The sequence below is a fragment of the Mycobacterium sp. genome, assembly GCF_049278535.1.
In the GTDB taxonomy this organism is placed as follows: Bacteria; Actinomycetota; Actinomycetes; order Mycobacteriales; family Mycobacteriaceae; genus Mycobacterium.
The window spans coordinates 1-21,932 of the sequence record NZ_JBAPMI010000212.1; the positions used below are offsets into that span (position 1 = coordinate 1).

22 protein-coding genes, 1 tRNA gene and 1 pseudogene are annotated in these 21,932 nt (G+C 66.4%); 16 read left to right on the forward strand and 8 right to left on the reverse strand.

From position 1 onward, the window contains the following. The 5 genes from WAO18_RS14815 to era form a co-directional block, all read left to right on the forward strand. Positions 1 to 487: RsmE family RNA methyltransferase (locus tag WAO18_RS14815; protein WP_422207016.1), on the forward strand; the 487-nt coding region annotated here is incomplete at its 5' end. Positions 488 to 537: 50 nt separating this feature from the next. After that, positions 538 to 1,581, forward strand: a complete 1,044-nt coding sequence (locus tag WAO18_RS14820; RefSeq protein WP_422207017.1) for a PhoH family protein — start codon at positions 538 to 540, stop codon at positions 1,579 to 1,581. Between the two features lie 7 nt (positions 1,582 to 1,588). Beyond that, entirely contained in the window at positions 1,589 to 2,122 is a 534-nt protein-coding gene (ybeY, locus tag WAO18_RS14825; protein ID WP_422207018.1) for an rRNA maturation RNase YbeY, read from the forward strand. Continuing rightward, on the forward strand, positions 2,119 to 3,408 hold the full coding sequence (locus WAO18_RS14830) for a hemolysin family protein (protein ID WP_422207019.1): 1,290 nt from the start codon (positions 2,119 to 2,121) through the stop codon (positions 3,406 to 3,408). The genes ybeY and WAO18_RS14830 overlap by 4 nt, the downstream gene beginning before the upstream one ends. Beyond that, positions 3,401 to 4,300, forward strand: a complete 900-nt coding sequence (gene era, locus WAO18_RS14835) for a GTPase Era (protein ID WP_422207020.1) — start codon at positions 3,401 to 3,403, stop codon at positions 4,298 to 4,300. Before WAO18_RS14830 ends, era begins: the two co-directional genes overlap by 8 nt. 1 nt (position 4,301) lies before the next feature. On the opposite strand, the gene WAO18_RS14840 is transcribed toward era, so the two are convergent. Further along, positions 4,302 to 5,744 (reverse strand): amidase, encoded by a 1,443-nt coding sequence (locus WAO18_RS14840; protein ID WP_422207021.1) that lies wholly within the window; start codon positions 5,742 to 5,744, stop codon positions 4,302 to 4,304. Positions 5,745 to 5,807: 63 nt separating this feature from the next. Between WAO18_RS14840 and recO the strand changes: the two genes are divergently transcribed. From recO to WAO18_RS14855, 3 genes are read left to right on the forward strand one after another with little or no spacing between them, the layout of a single operon-like run. Beyond that, on the forward strand, positions 5,808 to 6,647 hold the full coding sequence (gene recO / locus WAO18_RS14845) for a DNA repair protein RecO (protein ID WP_422207022.1): 840 nt from the start codon (positions 5,808 to 5,810) through the stop codon (positions 6,645 to 6,647). Beyond that, the gene (locus WAO18_RS14850; RefSeq protein WP_422207023.1) at positions 6,607 to 7,521 is read left to right on the forward strand and encodes a decaprenyl diphosphate synthase; all 915 of its coding nucleotides are present in this window, start codon (positions 6,607 to 6,609) and stop codon (positions 7,519 to 7,521) included. Before recO ends, WAO18_RS14850 begins: the two co-directional genes overlap by 41 nt. Further along, complete coding sequence (locus tag WAO18_RS14855) at positions 7,521 to 7,937, forward strand: hypothetical protein (protein ID WP_422207024.1); 417 nt, start codon at positions 7,521 to 7,523, stop codon at positions 7,935 to 7,937. The genes WAO18_RS14850 and WAO18_RS14855 overlap by 1 nt, the downstream gene beginning before the upstream one ends. Positions 7,938 to 7,944: 7 nt before the next feature. Here the strand turns inward: WAO18_RS14855 and WAO18_RS14860 are convergent, their stop codons facing one another. Both WAO18_RS14860 and WAO18_RS14865 read right to left on the reverse strand, forming a co-directional pair. Continuing rightward, positions 7,945 to 8,355 carry a Fur family transcriptional regulator gene (locus tag WAO18_RS14860; RefSeq protein ID WP_422207025.1) on the reverse strand — a complete coding sequence of 137 codons (411 nt, stop codon included), beginning with the start codon at positions 8,353 to 8,355 and terminating at the stop codon, positions 7,945 to 7,947. Between the two features lie 49 nt (positions 8,356 to 8,404). Next, complete coding sequence (locus tag WAO18_RS14865; RefSeq protein ID WP_422207026.1) at positions 8,405 to 8,782, reverse strand: ArsR/SmtB family transcription factor; 378 nt, start codon at positions 8,780 to 8,782, stop codon at positions 8,405 to 8,407. A 105-nt stretch (positions 8,783 to 8,887) separates the two neighbouring features. On the opposite strand from WAO18_RS14865, the gene WAO18_RS14870 reads away from it, so the two are divergent. Next, positions 8,888 to 10,270, forward strand: a complete 1,383-nt coding sequence (locus WAO18_RS14870; protein ID WP_422207027.1) for a glycine--tRNA ligase — start codon at positions 8,888 to 8,890, stop codon at positions 10,268 to 10,270. Positions 10,271 to 10,425: 155 nt separating this feature from the next. On the opposite strand, the gene WAO18_RS14875 is transcribed toward WAO18_RS14870, so the two are convergent. Then, the gene (locus WAO18_RS14875; protein ID WP_422207028.1) at positions 10,426 to 12,423 is read right to left on the reverse strand and encodes a TPM domain-containing protein; all 1,998 of its coding nucleotides are present in this window, start codon (positions 12,421 to 12,423) and stop codon (positions 10,426 to 10,428) included. A 96-nt stretch (positions 12,424 to 12,519) separates the two neighbouring features. Here WAO18_RS14875 and WAO18_RS14880 point away from each other — a divergent pair, with 96 nt between their 5' ends. Then, entirely contained in the window at positions 12,520 to 13,773 is a 1,254-nt protein-coding gene (locus WAO18_RS14880; RefSeq protein ID WP_422207029.1) for a deoxyguanosinetriphosphate triphosphohydrolase, read from the forward strand. 141 nt (positions 13,774 to 13,914) lie between these two features. Then, a complete protein-coding gene (gene dnaG / locus WAO18_RS14885; protein ID WP_422207030.1) occupies positions 13,915 to 15,828 on the forward strand; it encodes a DNA primase in 1,914 nt (637 codons plus the stop codon). Between the two features lie 10 nt (positions 15,829 to 15,838). On the opposite strand, the gene WAO18_RS14890 is transcribed toward dnaG, so the two are convergent. After that, the gene (locus WAO18_RS14890) at positions 15,839 to 16,087 is read right to left on the reverse strand and encodes a hypothetical protein (RefSeq protein WP_422207031.1); all 249 of its coding nucleotides are present in this window, start codon (positions 16,085 to 16,087) and stop codon (positions 15,839 to 15,841) included. A gap of 157 nt (positions 16,088 to 16,244) precedes the next feature. Between WAO18_RS14890 and WAO18_RS14895 the strand changes: the two genes are divergently transcribed. Further along, positions 16,245 to 16,317, forward strand: a tRNA-Asn gene (locus WAO18_RS14895). A 7-nt stretch (positions 16,318 to 16,324) separates the two neighbouring features. Here WAO18_RS14895 and WAO18_RS14900 read toward each other — a convergent pair. Then, positions 16,325 to 16,720 (reverse strand): DUF732 domain-containing protein, encoded by a 396-nt coding sequence (locus tag WAO18_RS14900; protein ID WP_422207032.1) that lies wholly within the window; start codon positions 16,718 to 16,720, stop codon positions 16,325 to 16,327. A gap of 81 nt (positions 16,721 to 16,801) precedes the next feature. Between WAO18_RS14900 and mtnA the strand changes: the two genes are divergently transcribed. From mtnA to WAO18_RS14920, 4 genes are all read left to right on the forward strand, one after another. Then, a complete protein-coding gene (gene mtnA, locus WAO18_RS14905; protein WP_422207033.1) occupies positions 16,802 to 18,409 on the forward strand; it encodes an S-methyl-5-thioribose-1-phosphate isomerase in 1,608 nt (535 codons plus the stop codon). Continuing rightward, a complete protein-coding gene (locus WAO18_RS14910) occupies positions 18,409 to 18,984 on the forward strand; it encodes a 1,2-dihydroxy-3-keto-5-methylthiopentene dioxygenase (protein WP_422207034.1) in 576 nt (191 codons plus the stop codon). The genes mtnA and WAO18_RS14910 overlap by 1 nt, the downstream gene beginning before the upstream one ends. Further along, positions 18,981 to 19,670 (forward strand): acireductone synthase, encoded by a 690-nt coding sequence (gene mtnC / locus WAO18_RS14915; protein WP_422207035.1) that lies wholly within the window; start codon positions 18,981 to 18,983, stop codon positions 19,668 to 19,670. The genes WAO18_RS14910 and mtnC overlap by 4 nt, the downstream gene beginning before the upstream one ends. A 107-nt stretch (positions 19,671 to 19,777) precedes the next feature. After that, complete coding sequence (locus WAO18_RS14920) at positions 19,778 to 21,151, forward strand: rhodanese-like domain-containing protein (protein WP_422207036.1); 1,374 nt, start codon at positions 19,778 to 19,780, stop codon at positions 21,149 to 21,151. Here WAO18_RS14920 and cysE read toward each other — a convergent pair. Both cysE and WAO18_RS14930 read right to left on the reverse strand, forming a co-directional pair. Next, entirely contained in the window at positions 21,148 to 21,831 is a 684-nt protein-coding gene (gene cysE / locus WAO18_RS14925) for a serine O-acetyltransferase (RefSeq protein WP_422207037.1), read from the reverse strand. The two genes, WAO18_RS14920 and cysE, sit on opposite strands and share 4 nt — an antisense overlap. A 2-nt stretch (positions 21,832 to 21,833) precedes the next feature. Continuing rightward, positions 21,834 to 21,932 (reverse strand): annotated as a pseudogene (locus WAO18_RS14930) (cysteine synthase A); the annotation flags it as partial.

Below are 21,932 nucleotides of genomic sequence, written 5' to 3' on the forward strand. Positions count from 1 at the left end.
GGTGGCCTGGCAGGCCGCGCGCAGCGTGGCCCGATGGGACGGCGCCCGTGCCGACAACGGGCTGCGGCGCTGGCGCGCGGTCGCACGCGCCGCCGCACAGCAATCCCGCCGCGGGTATATCCCGTCGGTCGACGGCGTGCTGTCCACCCCGGCGTTGACCCAGCGGATTCGTGACGAGGTGGGGGCCGGCGGCATGGTGCTGGCACTGCATGAGGCGGCCGATGGACCGCTGACGGATCTGGATCTGGCGCAAGCGAAGTCGATCATGTTGGTGGTGGGACCCGAAGGTGGCATCGCGCCCGAGGAGCTGGCCGCGATCGCCGACGCCGGCGCCACCGCCGTGCGGCTGGGCCCGACCGTCCTGCGCACCTCGACTGCGGCGGCCATCGCATTGGGCGCGCTGGGCGTGTTGACGCCCCGGTGGGAATATCCCGGGCCCGGGTCGCACAGTGGCCAACCACTGGGTTCGCCAACCGACCGGCGGTAGACTTGAGAAACCAGCTGGCTACACCGCAGAAAGCAGGCATTAGAACCCACGTGACGCCCCGCGAAACCAACGCTGCTGGCCCGTCCACATCCTCGGTTCGCAGCAGCATCGACGTTCCGCCCGACCTCGTCATGGGCCTGCTTGGTTCCGCCGACGAGAACCTGCGCGCCCTCGAAGGCCTTCTGGCCGCAGACCTGCATGTGCGCGGAAACGCAGTGACGCTCTCCGGTGAGCCCGCCGACGTCGCGCTCGCCGAACGAGTGCTCTCCGAGTTGGTGGCGATCGTCGACGGCGGCCAGCCCCTGACCCCGGAGGGTGTGCGGCACAGCGTGGCGATGCTGGTCGGCGCCGGCAACGAATCGCCGGCCGAAGTATTGACGCTGGACATCTTGTCCCGTCGCGGCAAGACGATTCGGCCCAAGACGCTCAACCAGAAGCGCTACGTCGACGCCATCGACGCCCACACCATCGTGTTCGGGATCGGCCCGGCCGGTACCGGCAAGACCTACCTGGCGATGGCCAAGGCGGTCAACGCGCTGCAGACCAAGCAGGTCACCCGCATCATCCTGACCCGACCGGCGGTGGAAGCCGGTGAGCGGCTTGGCTTTCTGCCGGGCACGCTGAGCGAGAAGATCGACCCCTACCTTCGGCCGCTCTACGACGCGCTGCACGACATGATGGATCCCGAACTGATCCCGAAGCTGATGGCGTCCGGTGTGATCGAGGTTGCGCCGCTGGCCTATATGCGCGGTCGCACGTTGAATGACGCGTTCATCATCCTCGACGAAGCCCAGAACACCACCGCCGAGCAGATGAAGATGTTCCTGACTCGGTTGGGATTCGGCTCCAAAGTCGTTGTTACCGGCGATGTTACGCAGGTCGACCTGCCAGGGCCGGGGAAATCGGGTCTGCGCGCCGCGGTCGACATCCTGGACGGTATCGAGGACATTCACATCGCGGAGCTGACCAGTGCCGACGTGGTCCGCCATCGGCTGGTCGCCGAAATCGTCGACGCCTACGCACGCTACGAGGAGCCCGGTCTGACGATGAACCGGGCTGCGCGACGGGGCCCGAGCGCCCGCAGCCGCCGGTGAGCGCGTCGTGACTATCGAAGTCGCCAACGAATCCGGAATCGACGTTTCCGAATCCGAATTGGTCAGCGTCGCAAGGTTCGTCATCACGCAGATGGACGTCAACCCGGCCGCCGAGCTGTCAATGGTGCTGTTGGACACCGCGGCGATGGCCGACCTGCACATGCGCTGGATGGACCTACCCGGGCCGACGGATGTGATGAGCTTCCCGATGGACGAGCTCGAGCCGGGCGGCCGGCCCGACGCACCTGAGCCGGGACCGGCGATGCTCGGCGACATCGTGTTGTGCCCCGAGTTTGCCGCGGAGCAGGCCGCAGCCGCCGGTCATTCACTGGGGCATGAGCTGGCGCTTTTGACCATTCACGGCGTCCTGCATCTGCTCGGCTACGACCACGCCGAGCCGGGCGAAGAGAAGGAGATGTTCGCGTTGCAGGGCCGCCTGCTCGAGGAATGGGTCGCCGACCAAGTCGAGTTCTACCGTCAGCAACGCCAGCACGAGCGAGACCAGCGGTTGCTGGACAAATCAAGGCATTTCGACAATTGAACAACTCGCCTTCGCTGCTCGGTGCGATCGTTCTGATCTGCCTGGGCAGTCTGTTCGCGGCCATCGACGCGGCAATCAGCACGGTGTCGCTGGCGCGGGTGCAGGAGCTGATTCGCGACGAGCGGCCGGGTGCGGTGCGTCTGATCAAAGTGATGACCGACCGGCCCCGCCACATCAATCAGGTTGTGCTGTTGCGGATCGTCTGCGAGATCAGCGCGACGGTGCTGCTTGCCCAGTTTTTCTACCGGGCGGTGAGCCGCGAGTGGGGGCTGTTCATCGCCGCCGCCGTGATGGTTGTGGTCAGCTTCGTCGTGATCGGCGTCGGTCCGCGGACGCTCGGCCGCCAGAACGCCTACTCCATTGCCCTGGTGTCAGCGCTACCGCTGCAACTGATTTCGGTGTTGCTGGCCCCGATCAGCCGAGTCCTGGTGGTGCTGGGGAACATGCTGACGCCCGGTCGCGGGTTCCGCAACGGGCCGTTCGCATCCGAGATCGAGTTGCGTGAAGTCGTCGACCTAGCGCAGCAACGAGGTGTCGTCGCTGCCGACGAGCGACGAATGATCCAGTCGGTCTTCGAGCTCGGCGATACTCCGGCCCGCGAGGTGATGGTGCCCCGCACCGAGATGATCTGGATCGAAAGCGACAAGCCCACAGCCGCGGCCACCACACTGGCTGTGCGCAGTGGACATTCCCGCATTCCGGTCATCGGCGAGAACGTCGACGACATCCTCGGCGTGGTGTACCTGAAAGACTGTGTGCAGCAGACGTATTACTCGTCGGCGGGTGGTCGCGACACCACGGTGGCCGACGTGATGCGCCCGGCGGTGTTCGTGCCGGACTCCAAACCGCTCGACGCGCTGCTGCGGGAAATGCAGCGCGACCGCAACCACATGACGTTGTTGGTCGACGAATACGGCGCGATCGCCGGCTTGGTGACGATCGAGGATGTGCTGGAAGAGATCGTCGGAGAAATCGCCGACGAGTACGATGCCGCCGAGGTTGCACCAGTGGAAGATCTGGGCGACAACCGCTTCCGGGTGTCGGCGCGACTGCCGATCGAAGACGTCGGGGAGCTCTACGGTCTCGAGTTCGAAGAGGATCTCGACGTAGACACGGTGGGCGGGCTGCTGGCTTTGGAGCTGGGCCGTGTGCCGCTGCCCGGCTCCGAGGTCGTGTCGCACGGCCTGCGGCTGCACGCCGAGGGTGGGCCCGACCATCGAGGGCGGGTCCGCGTCGGCACCGTACTGCTGAGTCGCTCGGAAGCGGTGAGCGCCGAGAATGAATGAATTCCATTCCGGCTTCGTCTGTTTCGTCGGGCGGCCCAACACCGGGAAATCCACCCTGACCAACGCGCTGGTCGGCTCGAAGGTGGCGATCACGTCGAATCGTCCGCAAACCACCCGGCACACGATTCGTGGCATCGTGCACCGCGACGACTTCCAGATCATTCTGGTCGACACCCCGGGGCTGCATCGACCGCGCACCTTGCTGGGTAAGCGGCTCAACGACTTGGTCCGCGACACCTACACCGAAGTCGACGCCATCGGCTTGTGCATCCCAGCTGACGAGGCGATCGGGCCGGGGGACAAGTGGATCGTCGAGCAGATCCGATCCACCGCCCCCAGAACGACTTTGATTGCCGTCGTCACCAAGATCGACAAGGTATCCAAGGACCAACTGGCTGCGCAGCTTGTCGCGGCGAGCGAGTTGGTCGGCAATTCCGCGGAGATCGTGCCGGTCTCGGCAACTACCGGAGAGCAAGTCGACCTGTTGATCGGCGTGCTGGCCGCTGCGCTGCCGCCCGGGCCGCCGTACTACCCCGACGGTGAGCTGACCGATGAACCCGAGGAAGTTCTGATGGCGGAGTTCATCCGGGAAGCCGCACTGGAAGGCGTGCGCGACGAGTTGCCGCACTCGCTGGCGGTGGTGATCGACGAGGTGAATCCGCGCGAGGGTCGTGACGACCTGATCGACGTGCACGCCCTGCTGTACGTCGAGCGCGACAGCCAGAAGGGCATTGTGATCGGCAAGGGCGGCGCGCGGCTGCGTGAGGTGGGCACCGCAGCACGCGGTCAGATCGAGAAGCTGCTGGGCACCAAGGTGTATCTCGACCTACGGGTCAAGGTCGCCAAGAACTGGCAGCGTGACCCTAAACAGCTTGGCAGGCTTGGCTTTTGATCTAGCTGCTTAGCGCTTCGGTGTCGCTGTTCCACCACACGGTTGGTTGTTTGGCGGCCCAGCCGCCGAGCGCTTCCAGCTCGGCGGCCAGCGAGACCAGCAGTGGTTCGCTGTTGGCCGGTCCCATCAGCTGCACGCCGATCGGCAAGCCTTCGGAAGTGAAGCCCGCCGGGACGTTGATCGATGGCCACCCCAACACGTTCCACGGCCAGGTCACCGGGCAGGCAGCGATCATCTCGCGATCGGTGCCCATCCCGCTGAGCCGGTCGAAGGCATGCGCCAGTGGTGGAGGCAGCGCGGTCGTCGGCGCGAGCACGACGTCCACGATGCGGAAGATCGAGCCCACCCGACGCTGGTCGGCGGCTTCATGCGCACGCGCGGAGCGCAATATCTGTTCCGAGAGCACCCGACCGATCCGCATGTTGGACAGCGTCCGATGGTCGAACTCCACTCCGTCACCCAACCGCTCGGCCCAGTCCAGCAGCCCGGACGTGGACCGCGACAGGAAATTCCACGACAGCCGCAGGCCGTAGTCGGGATTACCCGAGACCACGTTGTGGCCGAGCAGTCGAAGCTGGTCGCCCACCGATTCCAGCGCCGCCCTGATCTCCGGATCCAGGCGCGCTCTGAACGCGGTGAACGGAAATCCCGTCGACAGTGCGATGCGCAGCGGGCCGGGCGCGATGCCGACATGGTCGGACACCGTCACCGGCCGCGGCTTGTGCAGATCGCCCTCGACGTTGCCGGACGCTGCGTCGAGCACCAGCGCCGCGTCGGCGACGGTGCGGGCCAGCACGCCGTTGACCGTGATGCCGTTGAACGCCTCGCGCAGCGGCCACGTCGAGATGCGGCCTCGCTGGGGCTTGATCCCGACCAAATGGGTCCACGCCGCCGGGATGCGGACGCTGCCGGCGCCGTCGGAGCCGATCGCCGCGGTGACCAGGCCGGCGGCCACCGCGGCCGCGCTGCCGCCGGAGGATCCGCCCGGTGTGTGCCGACGTGACCAGGGGTTGCGGGTGTGGCCGAAGCCGGGTCCGCTGGTGAACGGCCATTGACCCAGTTCGCAGGTGTTGGTCTTGCCGACGATCACGGCTCCGGCGGCCTTGAGTCGGCGTACCACCTCGGCGTCCTGGTTGGCCGGCTGGACATGTCCGGACGTGCCAAAGGCGGTTGGTTGCCCGGCGACGTCGACGTCGTCTTTGACCGCGATCGGCACACCCAGCAGCGGTGCCTGGTCTCCGGCGGCGCGTCGCCGGTCGGCCTCGGCGGCATCGGCCAGCGCGGTCGCGGTGAGCACCACGCGGAAGGCGTTCAACGTCGACTGGCTGAGGCCGATGGCGTGCAGTGAGCGGCGTACCAGGTCGTCAGAGGTCACCTCTCCGCTGGCCAACTGGTAAAGCTGGTCGGTCAACGTCGGAAAGCGGCGATCTGCTGAGTTACTCATCGGTATCGACATTATCGGCGCGTGCGCGGGGCGCCGTCGCAACCTGGTGACAAACTGATATCTATGCGGCTGTACCGGGATCGTGCGGTGGTGCTGCGCCAACACAAGCTCGGCGAAGCCGACCGGATTGTCACCTTGCTAACCCGCGACCACGGGCTGGTCCGCGCGGTGGCCAAGGGTGTGCGCCGGACCCGCAGCAAGTTCGGCGCCCGACTGGAGCCGTTCGCGCATATCGACGTACAGCTGCACCCGGGCCGCAACCTGGACATCGTCACGCAGGTCGTCTCGCTGGACGCGTTCGCCACCGACATCGTCAGCGACTACGGCCGCTACACCAGCGCGTGCGCGATGCTGGAAACCGCCGAGCGCCTCGCCGGCGAGGAGCGGGCACCGGCCCCGGAATTGCATCGACTCACCGTTAGCGCGCTGCGGGCGGTGGCGGACGGCAGCCGACCCCGTGAGCTGGTGCTCGATGCGTATCTGCTGCGTGCGATGAGCATCGCCGGGTGGGCCCCGGCGCTGACCGAATGCGCCCGTTGCGCCACGCCGGGCCCGCACCGGGCATTTCACGTCGCCGCGGGTGGCAGTGTCTGCAGCTACTGCCGCCCTGCCGGTGCGACGACACCGCCGCTGGGTGTGCTGGATCTGATGTCAGCGCTGCGCGAGGGCGATTGGGAGGCCGCGGAGGGCGCGCCGCAGTCGGCCCGCAGCCACGTCAGCGGATTGGTGGCCGCTCACCTGCAGTGGCATCTGGAGCGCCAGCTGCGAACGCTGCCGTTGGTCGAGCGGATACGGCGGGTGGATGTGATCGATCAGAGCCTCCTGGACCGTCGCATAGCTCTGGTCAGGCAGGATGTGGCCCATGGAGACGAGCCGGGTGAGCCGCTCAGAGCGGAGGGCTGAGCGCAAGCGGAAGTCCGACTTCCCCCAGCTCGCTCCGGCGCCCGACGACTATCCGGTCTTCCCCGACACCTCGACGTGGCCGGTGGTGTTCCCGGCGTTGCCGCCTTCACCCGACGGCGGCCCCCGCCGCCCGCCGCAGCACATCTCGAAGGCGCCCGCACCCCGGATCCCGGCGGAGCAGCTGCCCAACCACGTCGCCATCGTGATGGACGGCAACGGTCGCTGGGCCACGCAGCGCGGGCTGACCCGCGTCGAAGGCCACAAGATGGGCGAGGCGGTCGTCATTGATATCGTCTGCGGCGCAATAGAAGTCGGCATCAAATGGCTCAGCCTGTACGCGTTCTCCACCGAGAACTGGAAGCGGTCGGCCGACGAAGTCAGGTTCCTGATGGGGTTCAACCGCGACGTGGTGCGCCGACGTCGGGTGAGCCTCAACGAGATGGGCGTAAAAATACGTTGGGTGGGTTCGCGCCCGCGGCTGTGGCGTAGCGTCATCAATGAGTTGGCGATCGCAGAGGACATGACCCTGAACAACGACGTGATCACGGTGAACTATTGCGTCAACTACGGCGGCCGTACCGAAATCGCCGAAGCAGCAAGGGATATCGCCCGCGAGGCTGCCGAGGGCAAGCTGAATCCCGAGCGGGTCACCGAGGCGACCGTCGCCCGGCACCTGCATCGCCCCGATATTCCCGATGTGGATCTGTTGCTGCGGACCTCCGGTGAGCAGCGGACCAGTAACTTCATGCTGTGGCAAGCGGCCTACGCCGAGTTCATATTTCAGGACACACTGTGGCCCGACTACGACCGCCGCCGCCTGTGGGCGGCCTGCGAAGAATACGCGTTGCGCCATCGACGGTTCGGGACGGCGTGATGCCTTCGTTGCAGGAGCGGCTGCTCACCGTGCTTTCTCAGGTGCTGCCCGTCGAGGAGGAATCCGACGGAGCACTGACCGTGCATCACGACGGCACGATCGCATCGTTGCGGGTGGTGCCGATCAACGAGGATCTCGACCTGGTGTCGCTGACGCAGATGGTGGTGTGGGACCTGTTGCTGACGAAGAAGATTCGCGACAGCGTGGTCGAGCAGTCGCGTTCCTCTCTGCTGGGCTCGGTAACACTGGTCGAGAAGGCCGCCGATGGGTCGGGCAAGCGCAATTCCGGCAAGGCCGCAGACGTGGTGTTGCGCTACAACTTTCCGGGCAATGGTCTCAACGACGAGGCGCTGCGGACGCTGGCGCTGATGGTTCTCGACAAAGGTGCTGAAATCCGGCGCGCGGTAATGGCATAGCGCCGCGTCAGCGACGGCAGTCCGAGCAGGTGCCGTAGATCTCGATGGTGTGGCTGACATCGGAGAAGCCGTGCTCGGTCGCGACTTCGGCCGCCCACGCTTCGACCTCGCGATCGCCCACCTCGACGGTCGACCCGCAGCTGCGGCACACCAGGTGGTGGTGATGGTGCTCGGAGCAGCGTCGATACACCGATTCACCGGTGTCGTTGCGCAGCGTGTCGAGCATGCCCGCGCTGGCCATCGACTGCAGCGTGCGGTACACGGTGGTCAAGCCGATGTTCTCGCCACGTTGCCGCAGTTCGTCGTGCAGCTCCTGTGCCGAGCGGAAATCGTCCAGGGTGTCCAGCAGGCTGGCGATCGCCGCCCGCTGCCGAGTGGACCGAACGCCTGCTTTGGTCTCACCGGCCGCCGCGCTCATCGGCGCCGCTCCTCAGCATCGCTGCGCTCTGCATCGTCGTCGGCGCGGCTCATGGCTTGTCTTCGCCGGCGTGTGCGACGGCGTCGACCACGATGTGCGCCAAGTGATGATCGGCCAGCCGGTAGAGCACCTCGCGTCCCGACCGTTCCCCGGCGACCACGCCCGCGGCCTTGAGGATCTTCAGGTGCTGGCTGACCAGCGGCTGCGGCACGCCGAGCGCGTCGACCAGCTCATGCACGCAGCGCTGAGACACGTTCAGCTGCAGCACAATCGCGATCCGTACCGGCGCGGCCAGTGCACGCAGCAGCTCGCCGGCCGCGTCGAGGATCTCCCGCGGCGGCGGCGGCGGGAGTTCCGCGGAGTTGCCGTGTTGGTGCTCGCCGACCAGTTCATCACCGTCAGCTGCGGTGGGGGATGAGAGCGTCATGCTGCTTCCACTGTCACATGCACAACCACGCATGTCAAAGAGCGACGGGCGGATCGCTACGATGACGGATCGTCCGCGTTTCACAACAACAGGAGTCCTCACCTCGTGGCGTCCGTCATCGACACCGTCGTCAACCTCGCCAAACGGCGTGGCCTGGTCTATCCCGCCGGCGAGATCTACGGCGGCACCAAGTCGGCGTGGGACTACGGGCCTCTGGGCGTTGAGCTCAAAGAGAACATCAAGCGGCAGTGGTGGCGTTCGGTCGTGACCGGCCGCGACGATGTGGTCGGCCTGGACTCCTCGATCATCCTGCCGCGCGAGGTGTGGGTGGCCTCGGGCCACGTCGAGGTCTTCAACGATCCGCTGGTCGAGTGTCTGAACTGCCACAAGCGGCACCGGCAGGACCACATGCAGGAGGCATACGCCCTCAAGAAGGGCGGAGATCCGGACGACGTGCCGATGAGCGAGATCGTCTGCCCCGACTGCGGTACCAAGGGCCAGTGGACCGAGCCGCGCGAATTCAACATGATGCTCAAGACCTACCTCGGCCCGATCGAGACCGAGGAGGGACTGCACTATCTGCGGCCCGAGACCGCGCAGGGCATCTTCGTCAACTTCGCCAACGTGGTGACGACCGCGCGCCGCAAGCCGCCGTTCGGCATCGGCCAGATCGGCAAGAGCTTCCGCAACGAAATCACACCGGGCAACTTCATCTTCCGCACCCGCGAGTTCGAGCAGATGGAGATGGAGTTCTTCGTCGAGCCGTCGACCGCCAAGGAATGGCACCAGTACTGGATCGACACCCGACAGCAGTGGTACATCGATCTCGGCATCAAACCGGAGAACTTGCGCCTGTACGAACACCCCAAAGACAAGCTCTCGCATTACTCCGACCGCACAGTCGATATCGAGTACAAATTCGGCTTCTCTGGCAATCCGTGGGGTGAGCTCGAAGGGGTAGCCAACCGCACCGACTTCGACCTGTCCACGCACGCAAAGCATTCCGGTGTCGACCTGTCGTTCTATGACCAGGCCAACGACACCCGCTACACGCCGTACGTGATCGAGCCGGCGGCAGGTCTGACCCGCTCGTTCATGGCCTTTCTGATCGACGCCTATTCCGAGGACGAAGCGCCCAACGCCAAGGGCGGCGTGGACAAGCGGACTGTGTTGCGGCTGGACCCGCGGCTGGCGCCGGTGAAGGCGGCTGTTCTGCCGTTGTCGCGGCATGCCGACCTGAGCCCCAAAGCCCGCGACCTGGCCGCCGAATTGCGCAATTACTGGAACGTCGACTTCGACGACGCCAGCGCGATCGGACGGCGTTACCGGCGTCAAGACGAGATCGGCACACCCTACTGCGTGACAGTGGACTTCGACTCGCTCGACGACCACGCCGTGACGATCCGTGAACGGGACGCGATGTCGCAGGAGCGGGTGGCGATCGACGCGGTGTCCGATTATCTGGGTTCGCGGCTGCGGGGTTGCTAGCCGACCCGACCGGTTTGATGCAAACTTGCCTCAAATATTTTCGCGAATCCCTCGCCTATTGATCACATGATCAATATCATGAGAACGTCGACGCGGCGGCTCACTAGGGCGTGGTGAGCTGCCGCGTCCACCATTTTAGGGGTAGCGCCGTGCCATCAGAACCGACCGCCGCCGCCCATGAACCCACCGTCGGATGAGCCGGAGCCACCGAACGACGTGGGGCCCCAGCCGCCACCGAAGCCACCGCCACCGAAGCCGCCACGCATGGCGTCGCCGAGGATGTCGCCGATGATGATTCCGCCCATCATCGCGCCGGTGTGATCGCCGCTGCCGTAGCGGGCGGTGTACGCGCGCTGCGCGGATTGGACGTCGGCCTCGGCCAGCGACTGGGCCTCAGCGGCCAGCGACGCGGCGCAGTTGGCGTAGGTGATCGCCTCGTTGAGGTCGGTCGCCTTTTTGTCCTGCGCCGCCTCGATCTGCCGACCCGCCTCAGACAGTCGCGTCCGCGCCTCGGGCCCGATGCTGCCTCGGCGGTTGTCGATGTACTCGGATACGGCGTGCACCCGCGACTGCGCGGTGAACAACGCCTGCTCCAGTGTCCGGGTGAGTCGCTCGGCGGCCGCCTGTTCTTCGGCGACGGTGGCCAGCAGCCGATTCAGATCGGCGCTGGCGTTGGCCAATGCGGTGAACGAGGCGAGCGGATCGGCCGAACCGCTGCTGCGGGTGTCGTCGAGCGAGCGGGCGGCCGCGGTCCGGGCGCTGGCCAGATCGCGCAGATGCGGTGCCTTGGAGCGTTGCGCGCCCTGCAGCGCGCCGTCAGCGTGCTGGATACCGGACTGGATGTCGGCGATCAGCGACGGCAGCGTGGCGACCGCGTGCCGAATGTCGTTGGCGGCGCTGTCCACGGCGTCGAGCAACGAGCGCGCTTGTCCCAGCGACGATTCCGCGGCGTGTACCGCGTCGACGAGACCGCTCTGTTCGCCGCTGACCGGCCGGGCGGCCAGATCGCGCGCCTGGCTGAGGTTCTGTTCTGCGAAGGCCAGCCGGTCCTTGGCGGTCGTGACGTTGGTCGACACCGAAGCCAATGCGGCAGAGTTGAACTCGCTGTGCAGCTCGGTCATGCGTTGTTCAGCCGGTTCGATGCGCGCGGTCAGCTCGACGACCTGTTGGGTCAGGGCGTCCAGCCGCGCCGGCGCGTTGACCACCAGATCGCGCATCTCCTCGAACGCCTCCCGCTGCGACTCCAGCTCGACATCGGCCCGCGCGGCGGAAACGATCACCTGGGTCAGCAGATCGCGGCGCTGCTGCCGGGTCTCCGGTATTGCGTCGTCGAGTTGTTGACGCACCGTGAATGCCTGGGCCAGAGCCGCTTTGGCGTTGTCGACTGCACGGGTGAACGGCTCGGTTCGCTTTTCGCCGAACTCCTCGACGGTCAGCGCCAGCTCGTTGGCGCTGGTGCGTACGGCGTTGTCGACGTCGACGACCTTCCACCGCGACAGGTCATCAAGCGCGCCCAGCGACAACCCCGCCAACGCATCGGGGTCGGTGGCATCGACTTGCTTGGCTGCGGCCAGCTCGGCGGCGCGCCGCCGGCGGCGCCGGTAACGCATGAACACGTACAGAGCCAGCGCCGCGACCAGAATCACGCCCAGCCCAATCAGCAGCGGCGCGCTGCTTGCCGGCTGCTGGCCCCGGTCCAGCCCGTTGGCCGCCGCGACCGCCGCGCCGCCCCAATCGCCGCGGCGCAGCGCGGGTTCGATCTGGTTGCGTCGCAGATCGTCGACCTGACTGCCGCTGATTGTCTGCACTCGGTGCGGAACCAGGAATGCGTAGGAATGGTCGACGGTGGCCACGGCGAGTATCGCGTCGAAATCGCCCAGATCGCTGGCGGCGCGGGTGTTCTCCGCCCAGCTCACCGCCGGTTGTCCGGCGAAGTCGTCGACGAAGACCACCCACAACTGGATGCGTCGGTCGGAGTACAGCTTGCCGGTGGCCGCCTGAATCGCCGCGCGGCTGGAGCCATTCAGTGCTCCGGCGTTGTCGGTGAGGTAGCCGGACAGCCGGAACGGCGGCTGCGCGGCGGCCGACGGCGCCACCAGGAGGGCAGTGATCAGCATCGCCATGAACACGGCGACCGAGCGGAGGGTGCTCATGTTCGACAATCTAGCCCGGCGACGACCCGGGTCCGACGGCAATCCATCTAGTGCACTGCGCGGCGCCGGCTCTGGCTGCTGGCAGACTGTGCGTCGATGACTCAGCGAGACCCCTACGACGATTTCGACCGCGAGCGGGTGGTGGTCGAGGCGCCGAAGACCGCGGGCTTGCCGGGCAGCGAAGGTCAGCGCCGCACCGACTTCGCCCGGGATCGCGCAAGGGTTTTGCACAGTGCCGCGTTGCGCCGACTCGCAGACAAGACACAGGTCGTCGGACCGCGGGAGGGGGACACCCCGCGTACCCGCCTTACGCATTCGCTGGAGGTCGCCCAGATCGGGCGGGGGATGGCGAACGGATTGGGCTGCGATCCCGACCTCGTGGACATGGCCGGTTTGGCCCACGACATCGGGCATCCGCCCTATGGGCACAACGGCGAGCAGGCGCTCGACCAGGTGGCGGCGGCGCACGGCGGCTTCGAGGGAAATGCGCAGAACTTTCGGATTCTGACCAGCCTGGAGCCCAAAGTCCTTGACCGGCAAGGGCATAGCGTCGGACTGAATTTGACGCGCGCTGGCCTGGATGCGGTTACCAAGTACCCATGGTCGCGAGATCCGCATAGGCGCAAGTTCGGCTTCTACGACGTCGACCACGACGCCGCCGCGTGGATGCGCGATCGCGCATCGGCCGATCGGCCCTGCCTGGAAGCCCAGGTGATGGACTGGGCCGACGATGTCGCCTACTCCGTGCACGACGTGGAGGACGGTGTTGTTTCCGGGCGGATCGACCTTCGCGTGCTCGCCGACGATGACGAGGCCGCCGCGCTGGCCAAACTCGGCGAGCGCGACTTCGCCGGAATCCGTGCCGACCACCTGGCCGCGGCCGCGCATCGGCTGGCGGGGCTCCCGGCGGTCGCCGCCGTCGGCAAGTACGACGCCACACTGTCAGCCGCGGTGTCGCTCAAACGAATGACCAGCGAACTGGTGGGTCGGTTTGCTTCGGCGGCGATCGCGGCCACCCGCGCGGACGCCGGCCCCGGGCCGCTGGCCCGCTACCAGGCCATCCTTTCCGTGCCGGAGGTCGTGCGCGCCGAGGTTGCCCTGCTCAAGACGCTGGCGTTGCAATTCATCATGTCCGACCCGCGGCACCAGGAAATCCAGGCCCGGCAACGAGAACGAATCCATCGGGTCGCCGACGCGCTGCTGGCCGCGGCGCCCAACACCCTTGACCCGATCTTCGTCCCGGCTTTCAACGCCGCCGCCGACGACGGCGGGCGGTTGCGGGTGGTTGTCGACCAGATTGCCTCCTGCACCGAGGGACGACTGGAACGCCTCGAGACCACCCAGGGGTGAGCTGCCGGGGCCTGCGTGCGTGGCTTCTTCACCCTTCGCTGCGCTTCGGGCATCGTCGACGGCGTCGCCTGATTGTCCCGCTCCTCCTCCCTTCGCTGCGCTTCGGGCATCGTCGACGGGACGGAGCCCTAGACTGAGCCGATGGCCGGCCGTATCTCCGATCGCGATATCGCCGCCATCCGCGAACGGGTCCGCATCGAGGACGTCGTGTGCGACTATGTCCAACTTCGCAGGGCGGGCGCGGATTCGATGAAGGGCCTGTGCCCGTTTCACGATGAGAAGTCGCCCTCGTTTCACGTGCGGCCCAACCACGGCCACTTCCACTGCTTCGGTTGCGGTGAAGGCGGTGACGTGTATGCCTTCGTGCAGAAGATCGAACACGTCAGCTTCGTGGAGGCCGTCGAGCTGCTGGCCGACCGGATCGGGCACACGATCAGCTACACCGGAGCCGCGGCCACCAGCGTGCAACGCGACCGGGGGAGTCGCAGCCGGCTGATCGCCGCCAACGCCGAGGCGCAGGCGTTCTACGCGGCGGCGCTGGAGTCACCGGAGGCTCAGCCGGCGCGGAAATATCTGACCGAGCGGAATTTCGACGGCGACGCCGCACGGCACTTCGGCTGCGGCTTCGCGCCGTCGGGCTGGGATTCACTGACAAAACACCTGCTGCGCAAGGGCTTTGAGTTCAAGGAGCTCGAAGCCGCCGGCGTGTCGCGAGAGGGCCGCCGCGGCCCGATGGATCGATTCCATCGCAGGCTGCTCTGGCCGATCCGGTCGTCGGCCGGTGAGGTGATCGGGTTCGGCGCGCGACGGCTGTTCGACGACGATCCGATGGAAGCCAAGTATGTCAACACACCAGAGACGTTGCTGTACAAGAAGTCGTCGGTGTTGTTCGGTATCGACCTCGCCAAGCGCGACATCGCCAAAGGGCATCAGGCCGTTGTGGTCGAGGGCTACACCGATGTGATGGCGATGCATCTGGCCGGGGTGACGACCGCCGTGGCATCCTGCGGCACCGCGTTCGGCGACGAACACCTGGCGATGCTGCGCCGACTAATGATGGACGACAACTTCTTTCGCGGCGAGCTGATCTACGTGTTCGACGGGGACGAGGCCGGCCGCGCAGCTGCCCTGAAGGCGTTCTCCGGCGAGCAACATCTCGCCGGCCAGTCGTTCGTCGCGGTCGCGGCGGACGGCATGGACCCCTGCGATCTGCGACTGGCGTCCGGTGACGGCGCGCTGCGGGATCTGGTGGCACGCCGAACTCCGTTGTTCGAGTTCGCCATTCGCACGACGCTGAACGATATCGATTTGGACAACGCCGAAGGCCGGGTGTCGGCGCTGCGCCGATGCGTGCCGATCGTCGCCCAGATCAAGGACCCGACCCTGCGCGATGAGTACGCGCGGCAACTGGCGGGCTGGGTCGGCTGGTCGGACGTCGCGCAAGTCATCGGCCGGGTGCGCGAAGAAGCCAAAAACCCTACGGCACAAGGCCGAGGCAGGCCCCGTCGTCCGGTCGCCACGCAGGCCGACCCCGCCGGGCGGGGTCCGGTCGTGCCGCGGCCCGACCCCAAGGACCCGACGCTGTGGCCGCAACGTGAGGCGCTCAAGTCGGCACTGCAATACCCGGCCCTGGCCGGCCCGGTGTTCGACGCGCTGACCGTCGAAAGCTTCACTCACCCCGGGTACGCCGCAGTATGCACGGCGATCGAAGCGGCCGGTGGGACCGCGACCGGCGTCGGCGGGGCGGAATGGCTCGATGCGGTAAAACAAAAGGCGCCGTCGCCCGCGGCCGCGGGGTTGATCAGCGAGCTCGGCGTCGAGGGCGTCCGGGTCGAGGACGACGAGAAGCTGCCGCGCTATATCGCCGGTGTGCTGGCCCGTCTGCAGGAGGTCTGGGTCGGCAGGCAGATCGCGGACGTCAAGTCCAAGTTGCAGCGGATGTCGCCGGTGGAGCAGGGCGACGAGTACCACGCGCTGTTCGGCGATCTGGTTGCGATGGAGGCTTACCGGCGCAGCTTGCTGGAGCAGGCCAGCGGCGACGATCTCACCGCCTGAGGCCCGCCGCTCACGGCGCAGTGTGTGGCCGTTGCCGATCGACCACACTGGTCGTGTCGTCGATCTCGGTCAGCGTGACCATCCGCGCGTCCGGTGAGACGCGGTTGGCGACCTTGCGCCGTCCCGCTTCGATCATCGACTTCGCGGCGGGGCTGCTGGTCAGCGCGCGGTAGGTGCCGACGATCTGCTCGTAGCGGCGTCGTCCGGCCTTTGTGCCCAGCACATAGCCCAGTCCCAGCACGACGACGTATCGGATCAAGACGGTCCCTTCCGAGGTTTGGTGGGTGTGCGTCCATCCTGCCCCATGCCAACGGTTCGGTGCCCCCCGGCGGGCGATCGGTCTGGTTGGGTGTGCGCACGCCGGTACGCTAGAGTCATCCAGCGATCCGCGCCCATGTGCCGCGGACACCAAGCAGTCCCCTGTAGCTCAATTGGCAGAGCATTCGGCTGTTAACCGAAGGGTTGGTGGTTCGAGTCCACCCGGGGGAGCAAAGCTCTAACGGCCCATCCCGCCGAAACCCCCGCCGCCGAACGGCGAATTACTCTTGGTCGGCGTGCTCGACTTGTTCAAGTAGTCCGGACAGTAGGCGCTCGATGCCAGGGCCGCGAATTTCATCGCACCGCCGGAGTTCAATCCAGGGTTGAGCATGCTCAACTTGTCGACGACGTCCTTTTCTGAGGTGCCGGCATTCATCAGGTCGCAGGCCATCCGGCCGGCCGCGATCGCGCTCGAGCCGTTGCTATAGGTCATACCGGCTTTGTTCAGCGAGTCGAGAAAGGTCGCGTCCGCAGCCGGATTGTCCGGCACGCTCGGTGGGGGCGGGTCGGCCAGCGCCGGCACGGCCACGCCCACCGCAACGGCGAGGCCGGCAAAGGCAAGAAACAGTCGCATCGACACATTGTCGGCCAGATCAGCCCGATTGTCCTGTTAAGAACCTGGCAGGGCGCTCGGCGCCGGGGTTGGATGGAGCATGTGACACGAGTCGAGTCGCGATCTGAGCCCACCGCGGAAAGGTCAATCGCCTGGGCGGACGGCGCACTGTTGGCCATCGACCAGCGCCTGCTGCCGGGCGAGCTGCGGTGGCTGCGAATCACCACCGTCGACGAGGTCATCGAGGCGATCAAGACCCTGGCCATCCGGGGTGCGCCCGCACTGGGGGTGGCCGGCGCCTTCGGTGTGGCGCTGGCGGCGTTCACCCACACCGGCGATACCGACAAGACGGTTTTGGAAGCGGCGCGAATCGCATCGGCCCGGCCCACCGCGGTGAACCTGGCCTGGGGCGTGCGGCGAGCCCTGGCCGCGTTGCCCGCGGGCCCGGACGCCGTGCTCGCCGAAGCCGAGCAGATGCTGGCCGAGGACGCGCGGGTCAACCGGATACTTGCCACCCAGGCGGCTGATCTGGTGCTCCGGCTGTGCGGGGATCGGCCGCTGCGCGTGCTCACGCACTGCAACACCGGTCGGCTGGCCACCACCGCATTCGGCACCGCGCTCGGTGCGGTGCAGGTGCTGCACGCCCGCGGCAAGGTCGCCGAGGTACTCGTCGACGAGACACGACCGCTGCTCCAGGGAGCCCGGCTGACCGCGTGGGAGCTGGCCGAGGCCGGCATTCCGCACCGGCTGACGATCGACTCCGCCGCGGCGTGGGCGATGGCCACCGGTCAGGTGGACTGCGTCATGGTCGGAGCGGACCGCATCACCGCCGACGGTTCGGTCGCGAACAAGATCGGCACCTATGCGCTGGCCGTGGCCGCACACCGGCACGGCATCCCGTTCATCGTCGTGGCACCCGAGTCGACTCGTGACACCGCGACGGCAACGGGACGCGAGATCGTCGTCGAGGAGCGAGCCGCGGCCGAAATCACCCATGTCGCAGGCGTTGCCACCGCTCCGGACCCAACCGCCGTCTTCAATCCCGCGTTCGATGTCACACCCCCGGAATTGATCACCGCCGTGGTCACCGAGAACGGCGCGATCGGCGAAGCGAATACCGGTGTCGGACAGCAGATCTCCGACATCGCCCGAAGCCTCTACGTTCGTGGCTGGATGCCCGGTACCGCGGGCAACATCTCGGTGCGTACCGGTCAGACGGCGGCGATCACCGGCAGCGGGCTGTCCAAGGGTGAGCTCACTGCCGACGACATGGTGACGGTGTCGGTCGTTGACTCACAACGGGTGTCCGGTAACCGGCGTCCGTCAGCGGAGACCGCGATCCACACCGCGATCTACCGGGCCACCGACGCCGACGCCGTGGTCCATGTTCATGCCCCACACGCCACCGCCCAAACAGTTGGCGTGTCAGGGACTTTGACGTTCAGCGGCTACGAGCTGACCAAAGGGCTGGGCTCGGCCGATACCATCAGCGTCCCGGTCTTCACCAATCATGCGGACGTCGGGCGCATCGGCACCGACATCGAGCAGCACCTGAGTGAGCATCCAGATGCTCCGCCGGTACTGTTCATTGCCGGCCACGGAATCACCGGGTGGGGCGCCGATCTCGCACAGGCCCGCGACCGGATCGAATGTTTAGAAGCCATCTGCGAATTGGTGTCGTTGACTGGACGCCGCGAGATAGGGATCTAATGACGCTGCTACAGGTGATGGCCGACAACGATGCCGACGAGCTGCGGCTGCGCACCGACGATGCCCGACTCATCGGCAGCGAACTCGCCACGCGAGGAATCGTTTTCGATCGCCGCCCGATTGTGCCTGACCTTGACGCGAGCCAGCCACCGGAGCGGATCCTGGCCGAATACGCCGACCAGGTTGCCGCAATCAACTCCGACGGCCGCTACCGGCACATCGATGTGGCCGGACTGCGACCCGACCGCAACGACCCCGATTGGCGCGCCAATGCGGCGGCAGCGCGCTCGAAATTCCTCGCCGAGCACCGCCATGCCGAAGACGAAGTGCGTTTCTTCGTCGCGGGACGAGCCTGCTTCTATCTGCATCTCGAGCCGGAAGTATTTGCGGTGGTGTGCGAAAGCGGCGACCTGCTGACGGTCCCGGCGGGCACCCGGCACTGGTTCGACATGGGTTCGGAGCCCCACTTCGCGGCCATCCGGTTCTTCGAGCAGCAGGACGGCTGGATCGGCGACTTCACCGGCGATGCGATCGGAGAACGCTTTCCGACGCTCGACCAGCTCGTCACGACGTGATCGCAGCGGTCGTCGTCGACATCGAGGGCACCACCAGCCCGACCAGTTCGGTACGCGAGGACCTTTACGGCTACACCCGCCGCCATCTCAGGCATTGGTTGGCTGACAACGTTGGCGGTGCGGCGGATCGGGTGATTGCCGAAACCCGCGGACTGGCAGGGCAACCCGACGTCGAGCCGGCCGAAGTCGCCGAAATCCTGTGCGGTTGGTTGGACTCCGACATCAAAGCCGCGCCGCTCAAAACTGCGCAAGGTCTGATCTGCGCGGAAGGCTTCCGCAGCGGTGTACTGCACGGTGAGTTCTTCGACGACGTGCCGCCGGCATTGGTGGCCTGGCACAATGCGGGCATCGCCCTGCACGTATACTCATCGGGTTCGGTTCGTAATCAACAGGATTGGTTCGCCCATGCCCGCAGCGGCAACCTGGCATCGTTGGTCAGCGGCTGGTTTGATCTGGCCAACGCCGGCGCCAAACAAGCGAGCTCGTCATACGACACGATCGCCAAAACGATCGGCCTGACTCCCGAGCAGATCATGTTCCTGTCCGACCATCCCGACGAACTCGACGCCGCGGCCGCCGCCGGGTGGTCGGTCCTGGGTGTCGAGCGACCCGGTGAACCGAATTCGCCGCGTCCGCCGCATCGTTGGGTCACCTCATTCGACGAAGTCGACCTGTCCGAACCGTAGACGTCACCTGTCACCAGGCACGTCTTCAACTCAGGCTGATTTCAAATTGCCGGTATGCGCCGTCGGCGGGAAGATACGTTGTTTGAGGACCAGGGGAGCGGAGCGGCATGATCTTCACGCAGCACTACCTCGACTGTTTGTCACAAGCGTCGTATCTCATCGGGGATGAGACCACCGGCCGTGCGGTTGTGGTCGACCCTCGTCGTGACATCGACGTCTACCTGAACGAGGCCGCCGAGCACGGCTTACGCATCGAACGGGTCGTCGAAACTCACATCCACGCAGACTTCGTGAGCGGCCACCTGGAGTTGGCAGCCGCAACCGGGGCGGCGATTTCGTACGGCAAAGATGCCGTCCTCGAATTCCCGGTCGAGCCGCTCGACGACGGCCAGCGCATCTCACTGGGCGATGTCATGTTGGAAGTTCTCGCGACGCCGGGGCACACGCCCGAGTCGATCTGCATTGCCGTGTATGAGCACGCCGACGATGAAGTTCCCTACGGCGTGCTGACCGGCGACACCCTGTTCGTCGGCGATGTCGGCCGCCCAGACCTACTGGCGGACAACGGGCATTCGGCGGCGACGTTGGCGCGGGCGATGTACGGGTCGCTGCACGACAAACTCTTGAAGCTGCCCGATGCCACTCGTGTCTTTCCTGCACATGGGGCCGGGTCGGCGTGCGGCAAAAAGCTGTCGAGCGAGACGAGCTCGACCATCGGTGAGCAACGGCGAACCAACTACGCACTCCAAATCGTCGGAGTCGAACGATTCGTCGCAGCGCTCACCGAGGATCAGCCGCCGCGGCCCCGTTACTTCGAGTTCGACTCGGTGCGCAATCGTGAACAGCATCCGCTACTGGACGACAACCCACCACCCTTGTTGGACGTCGACGATGTCCTCGGGCAGGCCGCGGTGGGGACAATTCTGCTGGACGGCCGAGAGCAGGTCGAGTATGCCCGCGGTCACCTGCGCGGCGCGGTCAACGTCGGATTGCAAGGGCGTTTCGCCGAATCCGTCGGCATCGTCGTGCCGCCGGACCACGACATCATTCTGGTCGGCGATGTCGCGCTCGCGCAGGAAAGCAAGATTCGCCTGGCCCGGGTCGGCTACGACCGGGTTATCGGCCAATTGCGAGACCTGCCAGGTGTTTTCACGCGCTGGCCAGATCTGGTCGAGACCGCTGCGCGTTTCACGCCCGAACAGCTTGCCGAGCTGCTGCGCTCCGAGCCCGATCTTCAGCTGGTGGACGTGCGCAACCCGGGGGAGACGGCCGACGGTGTGATCCTCGGAGCGCGCGAGATTCCGCTACCGACCCTTGCCGATTCAATTGAAAGCCTGGATTACCGGGTGCCGGTGGTCGCATACTGTGCCAGTGGCTACCGCTCGCTGGTAGCGGCAAGCCTGCTTCGGGCTTCGGGGTTCGACCACGTCGGAGACCTGGTGGGCGGGTACAACGCCTGGCAGGAATCCGGCGCCGCTTAGATCGAGAAGTCTTCGCCGTGCCACACGCCGGCCTCGGGTGGCCGGATGACGTGGTCGGTCTGTGGTGTGCCGCCCTGTGATTCGAGCCTGGCCACCCTGGTCAGCAGGGACTGCAGGCTAACGCCGACTAAGTCGGGCATCATCGAGTCGTCGCCGGTACCCGGCTGGGCGCGGCTTATGGCCTGTCCGGGCACGCCGACGACCACCGCGCAGGACGGTACTTCTTTGACCACAACGGCGTTCGCGCCAATCCGGCTGTCATCGCCGATTTTGATAGCACCGAGGATTTTGGCTCCGGCGCCGATGGTCACCCGGTCGCCGATGGTCGGATGACGTTTTCCGATGTCGTTGCCGCTGCCGCCGAGGGTGACGCCGTGGTAAATCGTGACGTCGTCGCCCACCTCGGCTGTTTCGCCGATCACCACACCGGTTGCGTGGTCGATGAACATCCCGGTGCCCAGGATGGCTCCCGGATGGATGTCGACGCCGGTCAGGATCCGAGTGATCTCGCCAAGGGTGCGTGCGGCCACTTTCGCGCCGCGGCCCCACAACCAATGGCTGACGCGGTGGCCCCAGATCGCATGCACACCCGGATACGCGAAGACGACCTGCAACGTGCTGGGGGCGGCGGGGTCGCGCTGCTTCGCCGCTCGTATGTCGTCCCGGAACGCCGCGAGCATCGCTAGTCCGCCAGATCAGAGAACAGCACAGTGCTCAAATATCGTTCGCCGTTGGAGGGCAGCACAACGACGATGAGCTTGCCGGCGTTCTCGGGCCGATG

What these genes read in the sequence shown, in the direction of transcription:
- era (WP_422207020.1), top strand. Translation starts at nt 3,401, where the DNA reads ATGAATGAATTCCATTCCGGCTTCGTCTGTTTCGTCGGGCGGCCCAAC.
- WAO18_RS14840 (WP_422207021.1), bottom strand. Translation starts at nt 5,744, where the DNA reads ATGAGTAACTCAGCAGATCGCCGCTTTCCGACGTTGACCGACCAGCTT.
- recO (WP_422207022.1), top strand. Translation starts at nt 5,808, where the DNA reads ATGCGGCTGTACCGGGATCGTGCGGTGGTGCTGCGCCAACACAAGCTC.
- WAO18_RS14850 (WP_422207023.1), top strand. Translation starts at nt 6,607, where the DNA reads ATGGAGACGAGCCGGGTGAGCCGCTCAGAGCGGAGGGCTGAGCGCAAG.
- WAO18_RS14855 (WP_422207024.1), top strand. Translation starts at nt 7,521, where the DNA reads ATGCCTTCGTTGCAGGAGCGGCTGCTCACCGTGCTTTCTCAGGTGCTG.
- WAO18_RS14860 (WP_422207025.1), bottom strand. Translation starts at nt 8,355, where the DNA reads ATGAGCGCGGCGGCCGGTGAGACCAAAGCAGGCGTTCGGTCCACTCGG.
- WAO18_RS14865 (WP_422207026.1), bottom strand. Translation starts at nt 8,782, where the DNA reads ATGACGCTCTCATCCCCCACCGCAGCTGACGGTGATGAACTGGTCGGC.
- WAO18_RS14875 (WP_422207028.1), bottom strand. Translation starts at nt 12,423, where the DNA reads ATGAGCACCCTCCGCTCGGTCGCCGTGTTCATGGCGATGCTGATCACT.
- WAO18_RS14880 (WP_422207029.1), top strand. Translation starts at nt 12,520, where the DNA reads ATGACTCAGCGAGACCCCTACGACGATTTCGACCGCGAGCGGGTGGTG.
- dnaG (WP_422207030.1), top strand. Translation starts at nt 13,915, where the DNA reads ATGGCCGGCCGTATCTCCGATCGCGATATCGCCGCCATCCGCGAACGG.
- WAO18_RS14900 (WP_422207032.1), bottom strand. Translation starts at nt 16,720, where the DNA reads ATGCGACTGTTTCTTGCCTTTGCCGGCCTCGCCGTTGCGGTGGGCGTG.
- WAO18_RS14910 (WP_422207034.1), top strand. Translation starts at nt 18,409, where the DNA reads ATGACGCTGCTACAGGTGATGGCCGACAACGATGCCGACGAGCTGCGG.
- WAO18_RS14920 (WP_422207036.1), top strand. Translation starts at nt 19,778, where the DNA reads ATGATCTTCACGCAGCACTACCTCGACTGTTTGTCACAAGCGTCGTAT.
- cysE (WP_422207037.1), bottom strand. Translation starts at nt 21,831, where the DNA reads ATGCTCGCGGCGTTCCGGGACGACATACGAGCGGCGAAGCAGCGCGAC.